17 protein-coding genes and 4 tRNA genes are annotated in these 17508 nt (G+C 66.8%); 20 read left to right on the plus strand and 1 reads right to left on the minus strand.

Annotated elements, in window-relative coordinates; all coding sequences use genetic code 11:
* Positions 1-148 precede the first annotated feature (148 nt).
* The gene (locus ACOQPD_RS12065; protein WP_420612205.1) at positions 149-2539 is read right to left on the minus strand and encodes a response regulator; all 2391 of its coding nucleotides are present in this window, start codon (positions 2537-2539) and stop codon (positions 149-151) included.
* Between the two features lie 159 nt (positions 2540-2698).
* On the opposite strand from ACOQPD_RS12065, the gene ACOQPD_RS12070 reads away from it, so the two are divergent.
* The 20 genes from ACOQPD_RS12070 to rplA all read left to right on the plus strand — a co-directional run bounded on the left by ACOQPD_RS12070 (position 2699) and on the right by rplA (position 16939).
* Positions 2699-4672, plus strand: a complete 1974-nt coding sequence (locus tag ACOQPD_RS12070) for a bifunctional aldolase/short-chain dehydrogenase (protein WP_420612206.1) — start codon at positions 2699-2701, stop codon at positions 4670-4672.
* A gap of 163 nt (positions 4673-4835) precedes the next feature.
* A complete protein-coding gene (locus tag ACOQPD_RS12075) occupies positions 4836-5054 on the plus strand; it encodes a helix-turn-helix domain-containing protein (protein WP_420612207.1) in 219 nt (72 codons plus the stop codon).
* On the plus strand, positions 5051-6271 hold the full coding sequence (locus ACOQPD_RS12080; protein ID WP_420612208.1) for a type II toxin-antitoxin system HipA family toxin: 1221 nt from the start codon (positions 5051-5053) through the stop codon (positions 6269-6271). Before ACOQPD_RS12075 ends, ACOQPD_RS12080 begins: the two co-directional genes overlap by 4 nt.
* A gap of 122 nt (positions 6272-6393) precedes the next feature.
* Positions 6394-7119: a nucleoside phosphorylase gene (locus ACOQPD_RS12085; protein WP_420612209.1), complete on the plus strand. Its 726-nt coding sequence runs from the start codon at positions 6394-6396 to the stop codon at positions 7117-7119.
* A gap of 32 nt (positions 7120-7151) precedes the next feature.
* Positions 7152-7976, plus strand: a complete 825-nt coding sequence (locus ACOQPD_RS12090) for a purine-nucleoside phosphorylase (protein WP_420612210.1) — start codon at positions 7152-7154, stop codon at positions 7974-7976.
* A 405-nt stretch (positions 7977-8381) separates the two neighbouring features.
* Complete coding sequence (locus ACOQPD_RS12095) at positions 8382-9419, plus strand: SAM-dependent methyltransferase (RefSeq protein ID WP_420612211.1); 1038 nt, start codon at positions 8382-8384, stop codon at positions 9417-9419.
* Between the two features lie 31 nt (positions 9420-9450).
* Positions 9451-10311 carry a zinc metalloprotease HtpX gene (locus ACOQPD_RS12100; RefSeq protein WP_420612212.1) on the plus strand — a complete coding sequence of 287 codons (861 nt, stop codon included), beginning with the start codon at positions 9451-9453 and terminating at the stop codon, positions 10309-10311.
* A 105-nt stretch (positions 10312-10416) separates the two neighbouring features.
* Positions 10417-10501: transfer RNA gene (locus ACOQPD_RS12105), tRNA-Tyr, on the plus strand.
* Between the two features lie 30 nt (positions 10502-10531).
* Positions 10532-10605 (plus strand) — tRNA-Thr (locus ACOQPD_RS12110).
* 41 nt (positions 10606-10646) lie between these two features.
* Positions 10647-10720: transfer RNA gene (locus ACOQPD_RS12115), tRNA-Met, on the plus strand.
* A gap of 79 nt (positions 10721-10799) precedes the next feature.
* Entirely contained in the window at positions 10800-11987 is a 1188-nt protein-coding gene (tuf, locus tag ACOQPD_RS12120) for an elongation factor Tu (RefSeq protein WP_420612213.1), read from the plus strand.
* A gap of 42 nt (positions 11988-12029) precedes the next feature.
* Positions 12030-12212, plus strand: a complete 183-nt coding sequence (rpmG, locus tag ACOQPD_RS12125) for a 50S ribosomal protein L33 (RefSeq protein WP_420612214.1) — start codon at positions 12030-12032, stop codon at positions 12210-12212.
* Between the two features lie 12 nt (positions 12213-12224).
* Positions 12225-13115, plus strand: coding sequence for an FAS1-like dehydratase domain-containing protein (locus ACOQPD_RS12130; protein ID WP_420612215.1), 891 nt, complete (start codon positions 12225-12227; stop codon positions 13113-13115).
* A 19-nt stretch (positions 13116-13134) separates the two neighbouring features.
* Positions 13135-13683, plus strand: coding sequence for an RNA polymerase sigma factor (locus ACOQPD_RS12135; RefSeq protein ID WP_420612216.1), 549 nt, complete (start codon positions 13135-13137; stop codon positions 13681-13683).
* Positions 13680-14084, plus strand: coding sequence for a hypothetical protein (locus ACOQPD_RS12140; RefSeq protein WP_420612217.1), 405 nt, complete (start codon positions 13680-13682; stop codon positions 14082-14084). Before ACOQPD_RS12135 ends, ACOQPD_RS12140 begins: the two co-directional genes overlap by 4 nt.
* Positions 14085-14173: 89 nt before the next feature.
* Positions 14174-14249, plus strand: a tRNA-Trp gene (locus ACOQPD_RS12145).
* A 58-nt stretch (positions 14250-14307) separates the two neighbouring features.
* Positions 14308-14622: a preprotein translocase subunit SecE gene (gene secE, locus ACOQPD_RS12150; RefSeq protein WP_420612218.1), complete on the plus strand. Its 315-nt coding sequence runs from the start codon at positions 14308-14310 to the stop codon at positions 14620-14622.
* A 2-nt stretch (positions 14623-14624) separates the two neighbouring features.
* Positions 14625-15497, plus strand: coding sequence for a transcription termination/antitermination protein NusG (gene nusG, locus ACOQPD_RS12155; RefSeq protein WP_420612219.1), 873 nt, complete (start codon positions 14625-14627; stop codon positions 15495-15497).
* 65 nt (positions 15498-15562) lie between these two features.
* Positions 15563-15991, plus strand: a complete 429-nt coding sequence (gene rplK / locus ACOQPD_RS12160; RefSeq protein WP_420612220.1) for a 50S ribosomal protein L11 — start codon at positions 15563-15565, stop codon at positions 15989-15991.
* A 231-nt stretch (positions 15992-16222) separates the two neighbouring features.
* Positions 16223-16939, plus strand: coding sequence for a 50S ribosomal protein L1 (gene rplA, locus ACOQPD_RS12165; RefSeq protein WP_420612221.1), 717 nt, complete (start codon positions 16223-16225; stop codon positions 16937-16939).
* The last annotated feature ends 569 nt before the right edge of the window (positions 16940-17508 follow it).

The following is a 17508-nucleotide window of genomic DNA, read 5'->3' on the forward strand; positions in this document are numbered from 1 at the left end:
TCAATAGATATAGCGGTAACAATCTATTATTTTCAGAACAAAATGTGTACTCTATCCCGGAAACCGGGTTCAGTTAGCGTGGCCGTCGGAGGGGCCATGCCCGATTCCAACTGTCCGTCCCCCAGAGCTCGACGGTTCGTGATCTCGCCTACGTTTCCCCGTGGGGCATGTGGTAGCCGACGCGTGGCTCGGTGAAGATGTAGCTGGGGTTGTTGGCGGAGTCGCCCAGCTTGCGGCGGAGCCGTTTGATGACGTCGCGGACCAGCCAGGAGTCGCCTACTCTCTGGGGTCCCCAGATCCGGTGCAGCAGCACGTTGTGGGCCAGTATCCGGGGGGCGTGGGCGGCTAGTTCGTAGAGCACGGCGTATTCGGTGGCTGTCAGTTCCACCGGCTCCCCGGCCACCGCCACCCGCCGCCGGGCGTAGTCGATGCTGAGGCCGCCGGCCTTGTAGGGCGCGGGCGGCTCGCTCTTGAGGGGTTCCATCCGCCTCCGTAGGGCCGCCCTGACCCTTGCGGTCAGTTCCGTGGGCGAGAAGGGCTTGACTATGTAGTCGGCTGCGCCCATGTCGAATGCCCTGGCGGCGGTTTCGTCGTGGCCGTACGCGGACAGGAACACGACGGGGACGTCCACTTTGGTTTGGATGTCGTTCATCACGTCGATGCCGTCCCGGTCCGGCAGTACCAGGTCGAGCAGGACGAGGTGGGGTCTCTCCTCGGCCATGAGGCGGGGGATGTCGGCGGGGTCGCCGGTTGCGACAGCCGCGTACCCCGCCCCGGTGAGGGTGTCGCGTATGTAGTACAGCGCTTGGAGGTCGTCGTCCACGATCAGGACGCGGACCTGGTGGTGCGCTGCCGGACGCGACTTCGGGGCGCCCGCCGCGGAGGCGGTCGTCGGGGGCTCCGCCGCCGGCACGGTGAAGGTGAACAGCGGCCCCAGCCCCGGCCCGTCGCTCTCGGCCCAGATGCGGCCTCCGTGGGCCTCCACGATGCCCTTGCAGATGGCGAGCCCCAGGCCCCGCCCTACGGCGCCGGATGCGGCGAGGCCGGATGCCGGCTGCGCGCCGCGGGACCGCGGGAAAATGCGGAACAGCTCCGGCATCGGCTTTGCGGATAAGTCCCGGGACTGGTCCGTGACCGAGACCGCGACCTGGACTCCGTCCGTGGCCGCGGCCACCAGAATCGGTGACCCATCGGGCGAGTTCGCGGCGGCGTTGAACAGCAGGTTGCTCAGCACCTGGGCGATACGGCGGCGGTCGGCCATCACAAGCGGCAGGTCCTCGGCCAACTCCACATCCAGGGGGTTGGTGGCGCCTCCGGCGACGAACCTGGCGTTGGCGTCATCCACCAGCACGTTCACATCGACGGTCCCCGGGGCGACCGGCAGGGTGCCCGTGTTGATGCGGGCGACGTCTAGCAGGTCGCCGATCAGGTGCTGCATCTGGTCCGACTGGTCGCGGATGATGCGCAGGAACTGCGTCACCTCGACGGGATCCAGCCCGCCGGTGGACTCCGCCAGCGCGGCGACCGCTCCCCTTATCGCCGCGAGGGGGGTGCGGAGCTCATGGCTCACCATGGTCAGGAACTCGGCCCGCAGCCGCTCCTGGTCCTGAAGCGGCGTCATGTCCTGCAATGTGATGACGAAGGACACCAGCGTGCCGTCGGCGGAGCGGATCGGGGTCGCGTTGAGCAAGACGTCGACGCTGCGCCCGTCGGGAACCCGCAGCACGATCTCCTCGGCCCTGACCGTCTCACCGGCCGACAGCACCTCGGTCAGCGGCAACTCCTGAAGGGACACCTCCCGGCCGTCGGACCGCACGCAGGTCACCACATCCAGGAGGCCTTCCAGCGGCTGGTCGACGTCGCGGAGGCCCTCCACGATGCGCCTGGTCTCCCGGTTGAGCGACACCAGTTCTCCGGTCAAGGCGTCGAAGACGGCAACGCCCACCGGCGAGGTGTTCACCAGCGTCTCCAGGTCGGCCCTGGCCCGCTGCTCGTTGCGGTGCCTGCGGGCGTTGGCGATGACCAGCGCCGCCTGGGACGCGAACATCACCAGGCTCTCCTCGTCGGCGCGGGTGAACTCCTCTGCGCCGTCCTTGGCGCCCACGAAGACCTGGCCCAACCGCTCGCCCCGGAAAAACATCGGCGCCGCCAGGAAGCTGAACCTCTCCACCGGCAGCGGGATGCTGAACCCGGCGAAACCCAGTGACCTGACGTGTTTCACCAGATCCGCCACCCTCAGCGGTTCGGGGGTCTCGGTCAACGACTCGAAAATCTGGTACCGGTCCGGGGTGAGCCACAACTGCTCGGCCTCCCCGGTGGTGAACCCCGATGCCAGAAAGTCCTGGACCCCACCCCCGCGGTCGAGAAGAGTCATCACCCCATAGCGGGCGGACGTAAGGTGTCGGGCGGAGTCGAGGACCCCCTGGAGCACCGTGTCGAAGTCCAGGCTCTCGTTGATGCGTACGCTGGCCTCGCTCAGCCTCGACAGCCGCTCCCGAAGCGCCTCGAGTTCCCGATCCCGCTGGTCTGGCCGGTCCACAGCATCCCTCCTCGCTCCGGCCCGCCCTGGCTATGCGCGGCCCTACCGCTTCGAACCATAGACGATCATATATCGATTCATAGAGAACCGTAGGGGATGGGCGATTCGGCAACCGGTCCCGGCCTCTAATCTTGCCCCTGGAGGGCCCGGGAGATTCTTATGGAAGACAGGTGGGAAGACGCTGAGGCGGCGGCATTCGAGGGGCCCCTGGGCGAGTGCGTCTACGGCTCCCGCCTGCTGGGGAGCGATCCGTTCCTCGTGCTGCACGGCGGCGGCAACACATCCGTGAAGGCGCCGTTTCGCGACATAACCGGGCGCACCATCGACGCCCTCTATGTCAAGGGCTCGGGGTGGGATCTGGCCACCATCGAGGCGCCGGGGTTCACGCCCCTTCCCATCGACCGGCTCCATGACCTGCTGTCGCTCGACCGGCTCTCCGACCCGGACATGATGCGGGAGCTGTCAGCCGCCCGCCTCGACCCGGCCGCCCCGCAGCCTTCGGTGGAGACCCTGCTGCACGCCTTCCTGCCCTACCCGGCCGTCCAGCACAGCCATGCGGACGTGATCGTCACCCTCACCAACCTGGCCAATGGGGAGGAGCGCATCAGGGAGGTGTTCGGGAGAGACGTGCTGGTCGTGCCCTACGTCATGCCCGGCTTCGACCTGGCCCGGTTGGTGGTGGAGATCTGGCGCGATCAGCACCATGCGGGCGCCATCGGGATGGTGTTGCTCAACCATGGCCTGTTCACCCACGGCGCCACCACCAGGGAGGCTTACGGCCGCCATGTCGAGTTGATAACCAGGGCCGAGGAATGGCTCGCCGCTCGCGCTCCGGCGGCGCCCGCCCGGGCTCCGGCGGCTCTCCCCCCGGCAGCGCCCGTTGCGCTGGCGCGGCTCCGCAACCGCATCTCGGCCGAGGCGGGCAGGCCGATGATCATGACCCGCCATACCGACGCCGCCGCAGCCCGATTCGTGGGCCGGTCCGACCTGGAGAGCCTGGCGACCCGGGGCCCGCTCACTCCCGACCACGTCATCCGCACCAAGCGGGTTCCCATGGTGGGCGCCGATGTGGACGCCTACGTGGACGGTTATCGTCGCTACTTCGAGGAGAACCGGCGCCGCGCCCGGACCGAGCTGACCATGCTCGATCCGGCGCCCCGGGTGGTGGTGGACCCGGAGTTGGGCCTGCTGACCGTGGGTGAGACCGCCAAGGCCTCTGGGATCGCCGCCGACATCTACCACCACACCATGGCCGTCCTGGAACGCTCCGAGGACCATCTGGGCGGGTACGTGGCGCTGGAAGCGGGCCATCTGTTCGACTGCGAGTACTGGGATCTCGAGCAGGCCAAGCTGCGCCGCGCCGGCCGCCCCCCGGAGTTCGCCGGCATGGTGGCGGTGGTGACCGGAGCGGCTTCGGGTATCGGCCGGGCCTGTGCTTCGGCCCTCCTGTCGAAGGGGTGCGCGGTGGTCGGTCTTGACCGTGACGGGGCGGTCGAGGGCGCCTTCGACGGCCCGGCCTGGCTGGGGATGGCGGTTGACGTGACTGACGGTCCGGCCCAGCAGGCGGCGATCGAGGCGGCGGTGGAGCGGTTCGGCGGCATCGACATCGTCGTGCCGGCGGCCGGGGTGTTCGGTGCGGCCCAGCCGGTCAGCGAGCTCGACCAGGACCTGTGGCGGGCGACGATGTCGGTCAACGCGGACGCCGTGGCCACTCTCCTCGCCGCGGTCCATCCCTTCCTGGCCTGCTCGCCGGCGGGGGGCCGGGTGGTGGTGATCGCGTCCAAGAACGTTCCAGCGCCGGGCCGCGCCGCCGCCGCCTACTCCGCCTCCAAGGCGGCCGTCACCCAACTCGCCCGGGTGGCGGCCCTCGAGTGGGCTGATGACGGCATCCGGGTCAACCTCGTCCACCCCGACGGTGTGTTCGACACGGGTCTCTGGAACGAGGACCTGATCGCCGAGCGGGCTGCCGCCTACGGGCTCACAGAGGGGGAGTACCGGGCCCGGAACCTCCTGTCCGCCGAGGTGACCTCGGCCGCCGTTGCCAGGGTGGTGACCGAACTCTGCGGGGACGCCTTCGCCGTGACCACAGGAGCGCAGATCCCCGTGGACGGCGGCAACGAACGGGTCGTCTGACCCCAACAGGGCACGCTCTCTCGCAAGTTTGACCTGATGTAGAGAGAAGCACCCGCAGATCGGTAGACTCTAGAGTTACCTATATCGCGCAATTCGCTGCTCCTATGATCCGAGATGCCGGGTAAGCTACCTGTTGTTACATATCTCTCACACTGGAGCCGCCGTGACTCCCCACGAAATAGGTGCCGAGATCCGCGCCAGGCGCAAGCTGTTGCGGCTCACCCAAGAGGATGTGGCGGATCTGGCGGGGGTGAACCGGCGGTTGGTATCAGAGGTGGAACGGGGCATGGTCTCCGTCACCCTCCGCAACCTGATCGCGATCTGCAGCGCCGTGGGTCTCGACCTCGTGTCACAGCCCCGATATCCGGAGAGCACGCCGTGATAGCCGACCTCACCGAGATCAGGGCGGTCGATGGCGCCGACGTTTATAAGGGAGATGTCCACGCCGGACGGCTCAGGCGGATGGGCGATCATGTCGAGTTCTCCTACGACGGGAGCTATCGCCGCGAAGGAGGTCCAGCAGTGGCCTCCACCCTGCCTGTCCGGAACGAGCCATACATAACTGCGGGCGGCGCCGTTCCGGCCTTCTTCGCCGGCTTGCTACCGGAGGGCGCTCGCCTACATGCGATCGTGCAGGGCGCCAAGATCTCCGCCGACGACGAAATGTCCATGCTGCTGGCGGTGGCCGGTGACGCCGTCGGGGATGTGACGGTCGTTCCGGTAGGGGAGCGTCCGCGCGATCCGGGTGAGTCCACGGGGGTTCAGGATCCCGGCGCGGTCTCGTTCGCAGATATGTTCCGCCGCTCGATCTCCACTGTTGACCCGCAATTCGATACGGCTCTCCCGGGGGTGCAGGACAAGCTGTCGGATTCGCTTATCTCGTTTCCGGTGGCGGCCGGGGGTGGGCCCGCCATCCTGAAACTCTCCCCGCGGCGCTATCCGAGACTGGTGGAGAACGAGGCGTTCTTTCTGGGCATGGCGGCGTCGTGCGGGTTCCGGGTACCGCCCTTTCGGATAGTTCACGACCGACGAGGGGTCTCTGGTCTGCTGGTGGAGCGTTTCGATCGGGTGGTCCGGTCCGGCGGGGTGGGGCGGATCGCGCAGGAGGACGCCTGCCAGTTGTCCGGACGGTGGCCCGCTGACAAGTATCGCCTGTCGATGCGTTCCGTGGTCGGGCGGGTGGCCTCGCTGGTCTCCGCGCCGGCGGCCGCCGTCCTTGAGTTGGTTCGCCTGACCGCCTTCTCGTACCTCATAGTCAATGGCGATATGCACGCCAAGAACATCAGCGTGCGCTGGCTCCCGTCCGAGCGGATCGTGGAGCTCACGCCGGTATACGACCTGGTATCCACTCGTCCCTACCCCCTGGACCACCTGCTCGCCCTTCATGTAGACGGTCGCAGGAATCGCATCCGTGGAGGTGACCTGGTCCGCTTCGCCGAGTCATTCGGAATACCGCCCCGGCTTACCCGCCGCAAGCTCCTAGAAATCTGTGACAGAGCCACCAGTTGGATCGACCGTGTGGGAGAGATCGGGTTCGACCCGGGAACGACCGGAAAGCTCCAGCAGGACATGGTGGCCCGGGCGGAGGAACTCCGGTAGCTAGCCTCGGACATCGACGGGATCGTTATGTCGATACGGGTTCACGCAAGTGCCCACAACCGGTCTTCGGCGAGCGGTTGAAGCCACCTGCGGGATGGGCGGACAGTCGAGGAGGTGCTTGTATGGCCGAACTAACCCCGATCCTCCGGGTGGATCCGGATGAGATGCCCGACCGGGCGCTGGTGATGGGTGATCCCGCCCGGGCCGAGTTGGCCTCCCGGCACCTCGAGGATCGCCGTCAGCTGGGCAGCTTCCGGGAGTACGTGACGTACGGCGGGACCCACAAGGGCGTCGAGGTGGCCGTGGCGTCTCACGGGGTGGGTTCGCCGGGAGCGGTCATCGTGTTCGAGGAATTGAGCCGCGCCGGCGTCCGCCGGATCATCCGGACCGGAACCTGCGGGGGTCTTGCCGCCGAGGTCCAGGACGGCGATCTGGTGATCGTCACCGGCGCCATCCGCGCCGACGGCGTCACCGACTCCATGGTTCCCGCGCCCTTCCCCGCCCTCGCTTCGGTTGACGTGGTAACCGCAATCCGCCGGGCGGTGGCCTCCACCGGGCACCGTTCCCACGAAGGCGTGGTGCTCACCCACTCGCTGTTCTATCCCGGCGACGTGCTCGGAAGCGATCTGGAGTTCTGGCACCGGGCGGGCGCCATAGCGGTCGAGATGGAGTGCGCCGCCCTGTTCGTCAGCGGCTCGCTCAACTCGGTGACCACCGGGGCCGTGCTGGCGGCGGACGGCAATCCCTTGCACAGGGAGGAGGGGGGCTACGATCCCCACCGCCAGGTGGTCTACGACTCGGTGGAGGCGATGATCGGCATCGGATTGGACGCCCTCATCGACGGCTGACCGGCTGTCCGGTCCGCGGAAACGAGGTGGTCATGGGTGATCTGTACGAGCGTCTGACCGAGGCGGCCGAGGTCCTCAACCGGCTCACCGGACGTGACGGCCACGATGTGGTGGCGGTGCTCGGCTCCGGTCTCGGCGGCTATCCCGACACCCTCGACGGAGCGGTGGCGGTGCCCTACTCGGAGATACCGGGCTTCCCGCGACCATCGGCGCCGGGCCACTCCGGCACGGCCTACTCCCTCGAGATGGGCGGCAACCGGGTGTTGCTGTACTCGGGCCGAGTCCATCACTACGAGGGCTACAGCCCCGCCGAGATCGTCTTCCCCGTGCGGGCGGCCATCATGTCGGGCGCCCGCAAGGTGGTGCTCACCAACGCCTCGGGTGGATGCACGTCCGGCATCGATCCGGGCGACCTCGTACTCCTGACCGACCATATCAACCTGTCCGGTCTCGGTCCCTTGCGGGGAGACAACGATGAGCGCCTCGGCACCCGGTTCCCCGACATGACCGACGTGTACTCGCCGGCGCTCCGCCGGAAAGCCACCGAAGCCGCCGCCTCGGTGGGGATTTCCCTGCATGAAGGCGTATATATGTGGTGGCGCGGGCCGATGTTCGAGACCCCGGCCGAGATCAGGATGGCCATCACGCTGGGCGCCGACCTGATCGGGATGTCGACCGTGCCCGAAGCCATCGCCGCCCGCCACATGGGTGCGGAAGTGCTGGGGATTTCGCTGTGCACCAACCGGGCCGCCGGGCTGGCCGGCCGCAAGATCACCGGCGAGGAGGTCATCGAGACCGCCGGCCGGGCGGCGGGAAGGCTCCGGGCCCTCTTCGACTCCCTCCTCCCGAGGCTGTAGCGGGTTGGCGGTGAAGGTGTCGATGGTGAGCAGGGCACGCCGACTTGTTTGGTGTAGACAGACCACTAGCACCCTGTTTCGGGAAAAGAACGCGAAAAACGCGGCGAGCAGGCTCCGCCCGCTGGGCCCTCCCCCACCGCCACCACCTTGGTTCGAGACGCGTCCTGCCCTACCCCCGGCGGGGCCGCCTCGACGAAATGATTCCCTAACGCGGTCCGGTCGACGTCAGAGCCAGACCGTTGGTACTTGCGGTTACCCAACAATCTACATCGGGGGTGTGACAAGTCAACCCCCTTGTTGCCGGATCGAAAGGCCCCGCGCTAACGCGCCATCGTTCGGCAGCCTGCTGAAGTGGGGCCGTCCGGCAAAGTGACTCGGGGTGGGCTCAAGGAGCGGATCCGACGCTTGATCCGCCGTGAGGGGCCGATCCCGTTCGACCGCTTCATGGAGATGGCGCTCTACGACCCCGACGGCGGGTACTTCGGCTCGGGGCCGCTGCGGTCTCGGGCCGAGGGGGACTTCCTGACCAGTCCCGAGACGAGCGGCGAGTTCGGCGCCACGCTCGCCCGCTTCGTGGAGAAGGAGTTCCGGCGCCTGGGGAGGCCCGCCGGCTTCACCCTGCTGGAGGTGGGGGCCGGGTCGGGCACGCTGCTCTCGCCGCTGCTCGGGGCGCTGGATTGGGCGCCCCGGACCGTGGCGGTGGAGGTCTCTCCCGCCGCCCGCCAGACCCTACGGCAGGCACTTCCGGGCGTCGAGGTCGTGGCGGACGATCGGGCATTGGACCCGTTCAGCGGAGTGGTCATCGCCAACGAGGTCCTGGACAACCTGCCCGTCGCGGTTGCGGTGCGGACCGGGGACGGGGGCTGGGCGGAGCGCCGGGTCTGGTGCGAAGGCGCAGATCTGGTGCTGGTGGAGGCGCCGGTCCGTTCCGACGTGCTGGCCTGGCTGGAGGCGCACGCCGCCGATGTTCCCGCGGGCGGGGTGGTGGAGTGCCAGCCGGCTGCTAGCAACTGGATGGGACGGATGATCGATCTGCTCGACGCCGGTGCGGTCGTGGTCATCGACTACGGGGACACTTCGGAAGGACTCCTGCCCCGCCGCCGCAGGGGCGGGACGCTGCGGACCTACCGCGCCCATCACCTCTCCCAGCATCCGCTCGACGAACCGGGTTCGATGGACATAACCGCCGACGTCGACTTCTCGGCCCTGGCCGCGGTCGCCGCAGCCCGGGGAATGCGGTACCGGCTGTACCGCCAGGACGATTTCCTGTCCGAGCTGGGGCTGGATGGCAGGAGGGCGGAGCTCCGGCAACGGGAACTGGCGGAGGCGCGGGGTGGCGACCCGATGGAGCGGCTCCGGCTCCGGTCGAGGGTGAAGGAGATCGAGACCCTGCTCCACCCGCGGGGCTTCGGCGACTTCCGGGTGCTGGTGGCCACCCGGTAGGTGCCGGAGCCCCGTTATCATCCTGACCACCATGAACAACCTGAAGACGGTCGCGTTGTTGAGCCTGATGAGCGCGCTGGTGTGGATGCTCGGATGGCTCCTGTTCGGCGGATCCCAGGGCCTGTACATAGGGCTGGGGTTCGCCCTGGTGCTGAATGTCGGCGCCTATTTCTTCTCCGCCAAGCTGGCCCTGGCCATGAGCCGGGCCCGACCCGTGACCGAGAAGGAGCTGCCCAAGGTCTACGGCATGGTGCGCCGCCTGGCCGCCGTGTCGAACATGCCCGAGCCCTCCATCCACCTGATCGACTCGGCCCAGCCCAACGCCTTCGCCACCGGCCGCAATCCCAAGAACGCGGCTGTGGCCGTCACCACGGGCATCCTCGAGATCATGAAGGACGACGAGCTCGAAGGCGTGATCGCCCACGAGCTTTCCCACGTCCGCAACCGCGACATCCTGATCTCGTCGATCGCCGCCATGCTGGCCGCCGCCCTTTCCATCTTCGCCCGGTTGGCTTTCTGGTTCGGTGGCGGCCGGAACCGCAATAACAACGCCATTGGCATGGTGATAGCGCTGGCTGCGCTGATACTCGCTCCGCTGGCGGGCATGGTCATCCGCATGGCGATCTCGAGGGCCCGCGAGTACCAGGCCGATCGCTCGGGCGCCGAGATGACCGGCCAGCCGCTCAGCCTGGCGCGAGCCCTGGACAAGATCGGAACCGCCTCGGGACGGATCCCGATGGACGTCAACCCGGCGGTGAGCCAGCTGTTCATCGCCGACCCGCTCAAGGCGTTCGGCCGGAGGCGCCCTCCCGGAGCCGGAGGGCTGTTCTCGACCCATCCGCCCATCGAGGAGAGGATCCGCCGGCTGGAGAACATGTACTACCGCATCTGAACCAACCGGTGCTGCGGGGCCGGCCAGGACGGTATCCTGTTTCCACCGGGCCTCGAAGGGACTACCATTCGCCCGCTAACCCGGGTAGGCGCTCGCCACCCGATTGCCGGGATGCCCGAGCGGCCAAAGGGAGCAGACTGTAAATCTGCCGGCGATGCCTTCGGAGGTTCGAATCCTTCTCCCGGCACCAGCGCGGACGTGAACCGTCCGTCCAAATCAGGCCCCCTTAGCTCAGTAGGCCAGAGCGCCTCCATGGTAAGGAGGAGGTCTCCGGTTCGAATCCGGAAGGGGGCTCGGCAGGCGGATGAACCTCGGTTCGTCCCTGCCCGATGCCAGGCGGCGTAGCTCAGTCGGTAAGAGCGCTCGACTCATAATCGAGAGGTCGGCAGTTCAAGTCTGCCCGCCGCTACGAGCGGTCGGTCGTCCTGTGGAGGATGGCCGGCCCGCCGGACGTATGTACCAGTCTGCGACACGAGGAGAGGATCATTATGGCTAAGGAGCGTTTTGTGCGGGTGAAGCCGCATGTGAATGTTGGGACGATGGGTCATATTGATCATGGTAAGACGACTTTGACTGCTGCGATTACTCGGGTGTTGGCTGAGCGGGTTGAGGGTAATGTGTTTACGGTGTTTGATGATATTGATAAGGCGCCTGAGGAGCGTGAGCGTGGTATTACTATTGCTATTGCTCATGTGGAGTATGAGTCGGAGTTGCGTCATTATGCGCATGTGGATATGCCGGGTCATGCGGATTACATCAAGAATATGATTACGGGTGCGGCTCAGGTGGATGGGGCTGTGTTGGTGGTGTCGGCTGCTGATGGTCCTATGCCTCAGACGAGGGAGCATGTGTTGTTGGCCCGTCAGGTGGGGGTTCCTTGTGTGGTGGTGGCTTTGAATAAGGTTGATTTGGTTGATGATGAGGAGTTGTTGGAGTTGGTTGAGTTGGAGGTTCGGGAGTTGTTGGATGATTATGGTTTTCCTGGGGATGATGTTCCGGTGGTTCGGGTGTCTGCTTTGGCTGCTTTGGAGGGGGACGCGGAGGCGGCTGCGGGTGTGTTGGAGTTGGTTTCGGCGGTGGATGAGTATGTGCCGGTTCCTGACCGTCCGGTGGATCGCCCGTTTTTGATGCCTATTGAGGATGTGTTTTCGATTACTGGTCGGGGGACGGTGGTTACGGGCAAGGTTGAGGCTGGGATGGTTCGGGTTGGTGATCCGGTTGAGGTGGTGGGTATTCGGGAGACTCGGCGTACGGTGGCTACGGGGGTGGAGATGTTCCGCAAGCTCTTGGATGAGGGCATGGCCGGCGACAATGTCGGGGTGCTACTCAGGGGGGTTGGTAAGACGGAGGTGGAGCGGGGTCAGGTGTTGGCGACTCCGGGGTCTATTACGCCTCATACCGACTTCGAGGCGCAGGTGTATGTGTTGACCAAGGACGAGGGGGGGCGGCATAACCCGTTCTTTTCGGGTTATCAGCCGCAGTTCTACTTCCGTACCACCGACGTGACGGGCAAGGTCACCCTCCCTGATGGGGTGGAGATGGTCATGCCAGGCGATAACACCACCATGACAGTCCAGTTGGGGTCGGCGATCGCGATGGACGAAGGCCTGCGCTTCGCGATCCGAGAAGGCGGACGCACCGTAGGGGCAGGCACCGTCACCAAAATCATCCGATAACAACAACACCAGAACGGGAGACCGGACAGCGGGAGGGCCGCCATGGCCAAGAAAAAAGGAAGTCGCATCAAGATCACCCTTGAATGCACCGAGGCGAGGGCCGAAGGGAAGCCCCCGTCGCGCTACATCACCACCAAGAACCGGACCAACACCACGGGACGGCTAGAGCTCAGGAAGTACAACCCCTTTCTCCGGCGCCACACCCTGCATCGCGAAACCCGCTAGAGCGGCCCGGCCATGGAAGTGGTGACGGGCCTGGGGAACCTGGCCGGCCGCACGTACGGTCCGTCGCGGTTCCGGGTCAGCCGGGCCCAGGTAGCCGCGTTCGTGGCGGCATCCGGCGACGACCCGGAGCGCTGGCACACCCACGCGCCACCCTCGTTCGCGGGCGCCGTTCTCTTCAAGGTGGCTACCTCCTTCCTGCGCGACCCGGAGGTGGCGTCGCATGCCCGCCTGCTCATCCACGGTGAGCAGACCTTCACCTGGCGCCGGCCCTGGCGGATCGGCGACGCCCTGACCATCTCGGCCCGGGTCGATCGTCTCCGGGAGCGGGCCGGCACCGCCTTCGTCAACTTCGGCGCCGAAGTCGCCGACTCCGCGGACCGGACGGTCCTGTCCTCCCGTTCGTTGTTCCTCATGTCCCCCGAGACTCCGCCCGGCGGTACGGCCGCGGAGCGTTCCGAGCCGTCGGCGGAGGCGCGCCGGGCCAACGCCGTTCCCCGGGCGGAGTCCCTGCCCGCGGTCGGCGAGTCCCTGACGCCCCTGGCCAAGTCGGTCTCCCGGACGGACCTGGTGCGGTACGCCGCCGCCAGCGAGGACTTCAACCCGGTCCACTGGGACCACATCCGGGCGGTCGAGTCCGGAGTGGGAGGTGTCATCTGCCACGGTCTGCTGATGGCCGCCTGGGCTACCCAGCCGGCCGCAGCCTCGTCGTCCCGGCCCCGTCCACTGGCGAGGGCCCGTTTCCGGTTCCGGCGGCCCCTGTATCCCGACCAGGCTGCCCTGGTCACCACCACGGTGAAGTCTCGGGATGAGCGGCGGACCGTCCTCAATTCGAGAGTCTCGTCAGAGGCGGGGGATCACGTCTCGGCTAGCATCGAGATGCAGACGGACGACGGAGGCGGGTAGGAGGGTGCGGGACCACCGGTTGGAACCCGACGTGAACGAGTTGGTGGACCGGTCGCGAGAAGGTGACCAGGCCGCCTTCGGAGAGCTTGCCCGGCTCCATCAACACGAGGTCTACACCCTGGCGGTCCGGTTGACAGGTGATCGAACCCTGGCCGCCGATGTCACCCAGGAGGCGCTGATCCGGGCGTGGCGGGCCATCGGGCGTTTCCGGGGCGACTCGAGCTTCTCAACCTGGCTCTACCGGATAACCGCCAACGTCGCCTGGACGCTCAAGGGGCGCGCAGCCCGCCAGCGCACCTACCAGCTCGATGCGATGATCTTCCAGCCGCAGGCGGACGACCGCACCAATCCCGAGGTGGCGGGGGAGCGGACCGAGTTGCGCGCCCGGCTCGGGGCGGCGCTCGCAGAACTGGGGCGATCCCAGCGCACGGTGGTGATCCTGAAGGACGTCTACGGCTGGTCGCACAAGGAGATCTCCGACGCGCTGTCGATTTCCGTGACCGCCTCCAAGGTACGGCTGCACCGCGCCCATCTCCGGCTGCGGGAACTGTTGAAGGAGGCGAGTTGAGCCGCCTGGTAGACCGCGCCGGCCTCGATCGCGTCCCGCGGGTCGCCACCTGCGGTCTCACCCGGCTGGTCCTCCATGGGGCCGAGTCGGGCGGGATCGAACTGCCTCCGGTGATGGAGCGACATCGCAGCGGCTGCCTGTCCTGCCAGGCCGCCACCGCTCGCCAGCGGAGGATGCTGTCCGAGTTGGGCGCGTTGCGAACCGAGGTCGAGCCGGTGCCCTACGACATGACGGCGGGCCTGGAATATCCGGTCGAGGTGGATGCCGACCATCCCTCGGCGCCGCGCCGCTCCAGCCGGAGAACCACTACCGCAGTGGCATCGGCCGTGTCGATCGCCGCCATAGGGGTGGTGGTACTGGCCCGCCGGATGAGGTCGCCGAATATCCGGAAGCCGGCCTAGGGGACTGGTCCGCGGCCTCCGGCGACCCCACCGGGTCGTGACGTGTTTACACTAGGATGGACCTGTTCGTATACTCCCTGCGGCAGCCGAGGGGCGTAGCTCGAAATTGGTTAGAGCGCCGGTCTCCAAAACCGGAGGTTGGGGGTTCGAGTCCCTCCGCCCCTGCTCGACTCGTTCACTGCGATCCTCGTCGCAGTACCTAACAAGAAAAGGCAGCTAGAAGATGAACCGCGAGATGCGTCGCATGGCCGAGCGGGAAGAGCGGCGCAACAAACAGCAGGGCGACCGGCGCCGCACGCAGATCCCGGGTTCGCCGGGCGGCGACGGGTCGGTGACGGGCCGCTGGGCCCGGCTGGTCCAGTTCCTCCGCGAGGTGCGGGTGGAGTTGAGCCGGGTCAACTGGCCCAACCGCCGGCAGATGATCGCGTTCACGACCGTGACCGTCATCACGACCAGCGTCCTAACGGGTTACGTATTCCTGGTGGACCTGGCCCTCAGCCGGTCGGTGCTGGCCGGGATCAGAGCTTTGACAGGTTGAAGATGGCGGAACGGTCAGCAACGCAGCAGGATGGCGCTCCCGCCGAGTCGGCGGCCGGCGAGGAGTCCTCGTTCGGATCCCTGGGAACGGCGTTTCTGAACGCCGGTTTCCTGACTGATGGATCCCGTGACGAGACCGAGCCGGAACCCGCCGAGGAGGTTCCCAGCCCGGAGGTGACGGACCCACCGGCCGGCGCCGAGCCCGAGCCCGAGCCCGAGCCGGAGCCGGAGGCGGCGACTACCAAGACTCCGCCGACCGCAGCCCGGCCTGACGACACCCAGGAACTGGTCCTGGAGGTCGAGGAGGAGGATCCGATCAGCCCGTTCGACAAGCGCGGATCCTGGTACGTGATCCATGCCTATTCGGGTCACGAGAAGAAGGTTCGCGCCAACCTCGACACCCTCAAGACCTCTCAGCACCTGGAAGGCAGCATCTTCGAGGTGGTCATCCCCACCGAAAAGGTGGTCGAGATCAAGGGGGGCCGCAAGGTGGAGGTGGAGCGGCGCATGTTCCCCGGCTACCTCCTGATCCGGATGTATGACGACACCGACACCTTCAACGTGGTGAGGAACACTCCTGGAGTCACCTCGTTCGTAGGTAGCGGGATGGGAGGCGGATTCCAGCCCACCCCGCTGTCGCGCCGTGAGGTGGAGCGTTTTCTGGGTCTCAAGAGGGAGTCGGCCAAGAAGGCCCCGAGGTTCCGCCCGGCCTGGGACATCGGAGAGACGGTGCGGGTGTCCAAGGGTCCCTTCGCCGATTTCAACGGTGTGGTCGAGAACATAAATCTCGACCAGCAGAAGGTCACCGTGCTGGTCGAGATCTTCGGCCGGGACACGCCGATGGAACTGGATTTCGAGGACATTCAGAAGCAGTAGCAACTCCGCCGACTGTCCGGCCCGAGCCGGACCGCCAAAAAGACGATGCGAAGGACAGATCACCTATGGGCAGAAAACGGGTCAAGGTCATTCTGAAGGTTCAGATCCCGGCCGGCGAGGCGAGCCCGGCGCCGCCGGTCGGACCAGCCCTGGGCCAGTACGGCATCAACATCATGGAGTTCGTCAAGTCGTACAACGATGCCACCCGGGCCCAGGTGGGCACGATCGTTCCGGCCGAGATCACCATCTACACCGACCGGTCGTTCAGTTTCGTCACCAAGTCGCCGCCCACGGCCGTGCTGCTCCGGCAGGCGGCTCGGGTGGAGAAGGGGTCGCCGGAGCCGCACCGGGAGAAGGTCGCCACCCTGTCCGGGGACCAGATCAGGCGGATCGCCGAGACCAAGCTTCCCGATCTGAACACCAGCGACATCGAGGCGGCCATGAAGATCGTGGCCGGCACCGCCCGGTCGATGGGGATTATCGTCGCCGACTGACCAGGCCCCCTCGTCGCAAGGAGCGGGGGCCGGGACAACCTACAGCGCGCGTTCACGCAATGCGCGGTCGTTTGTTGTCGCGGGTCCCGTGGTTGGTCTGTGACGCGGCGGTGGGATGAGGCGTCGATGGCGGTCCAGAGCACGCCGACCGCCGCACAGAACAACCACGAACAAATACCGATGGGAGAGCCACCGCAGGGCGGCTCGCTACGACCACAAGGAGGAAACCCTATGGCTCACAGGGGCAAGCGCTACGACCGGCTGTCCGCCAGCTACGACAAGTACCAGGATTACGAACCGCTCGAGGCGGTGCGGATGGTCAAGGCCACCGCTGCTGCCCGCTTCGACGAGACCATCGAAGCGGTGATGAAGCTGGGAATCGACCCCCGCCGGGCCGACCAGCTGGTGCGGGGCACCGTGGTGTTGCCGCATGGAACGGGCAAGGCGGTTCGTGTCGGCGTGTTCGCGGTCGGTGACCTGGCAACCGAAGCCGAGGCGGCGGGCGCCGAGATCGTCGGTGGCGACGAACTGATCGCGTCCATCGCCTCGGGCGGGGAGATCGGCTTCGACGTGGCGATCGCCTCACCGGACATGATGCCGAAGGTGGGTCGCCTCGGAAGGATCCTGGGTCCCCGGGGCTTGATGCCCAACCCGAAGGCCGGAACCATCACCCGAGACCTGGCGAGGACGATCGGCGAGTTCAAGGCCGGCAAGATCGAGTACCGCAACGATCGCTACGGCAACGTGGCCGCTCCCATCGGCAAGGCTTCCTTTAACGAAGCCCTCCTCCACGAGAACCTGATCGCCCTGGTCTCCGAGGTGCTGCGGGTGAAGCCTGCTGCTTCCAAGGGCACCTATCTCAAGGGGTTGTCGATATCCTCGACCATGGGTCCCGGAATCAGGGTGGACGTGACGAAGGCGGACCGCCTCTCGGCCGTGGCCTCCTAGCAGGAGGAACCAGCCACCCCCCACGATCCGGGCCCGCCGGTCGGTCGTCGACCGGCAGGCTCAGGTTCAGGGCGCCGTATATGGCGTTGTGCGCATCGAGAATGCTAAGCCGGTTGGCTTTGGTCGGAACCTGAAGTGCGGGGCGCCGTATATGGCGTTGTGCGCATCGAGAATGCCCAGCGGGGCCGAGGTCGCGAAAAACCGGTGCTCCGCGCCGGGCCCTCCCCCGCCGCCGCCACCGTTGGTTCGGAGCGTGGTCGGCCATGCCCGGCCGGGGCCGGGTAACACGGCGGTTCGCTCCACGAAGCCTCGTATGTTCCCTCCGGGCCGGCCGAACCGATCGGTGAGACGCATCAGCCGGTATAGGTGCTTGGCGATAGGCAACCTATAGCGGCGGTGTGACAGTTTGCTACCCCCTTACGTGGGAACGCCGGTGATGGTCCTCGCGAGGGTTGGTCCGCCACGCCGGGACAGCCTGCGTTCAGCTGCTTTGGTGCCGGGCCGGAGCACCCGCTACAATGTCCCAGGTTCCCGGTTCCGGCCGGGAATGTTTGGCCGTAGACAGCCGG

Origin of the sequence: Candidatus Spongiisocius sp., assembly GCF_965221825.1 — a bacterium.
In the GTDB taxonomy this organism is placed as follows: domain Bacteria; phylum Actinomycetota; class Acidimicrobiia; order Spongiisociales; family Spongiisociaceae; genus Spongiisocius.

Excerpts from the sequence above, each read along its gene's own strand:
- ACOQPD_RS12130 (WP_420612215.1), top strand. The coding sequence starts at position 12,225 with ATGGAAGTGGTGACGGGCCTGGGGAACCTGGCCGGCCGCACGTACGGT.
- nusG (WP_420612219.1), top strand. The coding sequence starts at position 14,625 with ATGGCGGAACGGTCAGCAACGCAGCAGGATGGCGCTCCCGCCGAGTCG.
- ACOQPD_RS12085 (WP_420612209.1), top strand. The coding sequence starts at position 6,394 with ATGGCCGAACTAACCCCGATCCTCCGGGTGGATCCGGATGAGATGCCC.
- rplA (WP_420612221.1), top strand. The coding sequence starts at position 16,223 with ATGGCTCACAGGGGCAAGCGCTACGACCGGCTGTCCGCCAGCTACGAC.
- ACOQPD_RS12070 (WP_420612206.1), top strand. The coding sequence starts at position 2,699 with ATGGAAGACAGGTGGGAAGACGCTGAGGCGGCGGCATTCGAGGGGCCC.
- secE (WP_420612218.1), top strand. The coding sequence starts at position 14,308 with ATGAACCGCGAGATGCGTCGCATGGCCGAGCGGGAAGAGCGGCGCAAC.
- ACOQPD_RS12100 (WP_420612212.1), top strand. The coding sequence starts at position 9,451 with ATGAACAACCTGAAGACGGTCGCGTTGTTGAGCCTGATGAGCGCGCTG.
- rplK (WP_420612220.1), top strand. The coding sequence starts at position 15,563 with ATGGGCAGAAAACGGGTCAAGGTCATTCTGAAGGTTCAGATCCCGGCC.
- tuf (WP_420612213.1), top strand. The coding sequence starts at position 10,800 with ATGGCTAAGGAGCGTTTTGTGCGGGTGAAGCCGCATGTGAATGTTGGG.
- rpmG (WP_420612214.1), top strand. The coding sequence starts at position 12,030 with ATGGCCAAGAAAAAAGGAAGTCGCATCAAGATCACCCTTGAATGCACC.
- ACOQPD_RS12090 (WP_420612210.1), top strand. The coding sequence starts at position 7,152 with ATGGGTGATCTGTACGAGCGTCTGACCGAGGCGGCCGAGGTCCTCAAC.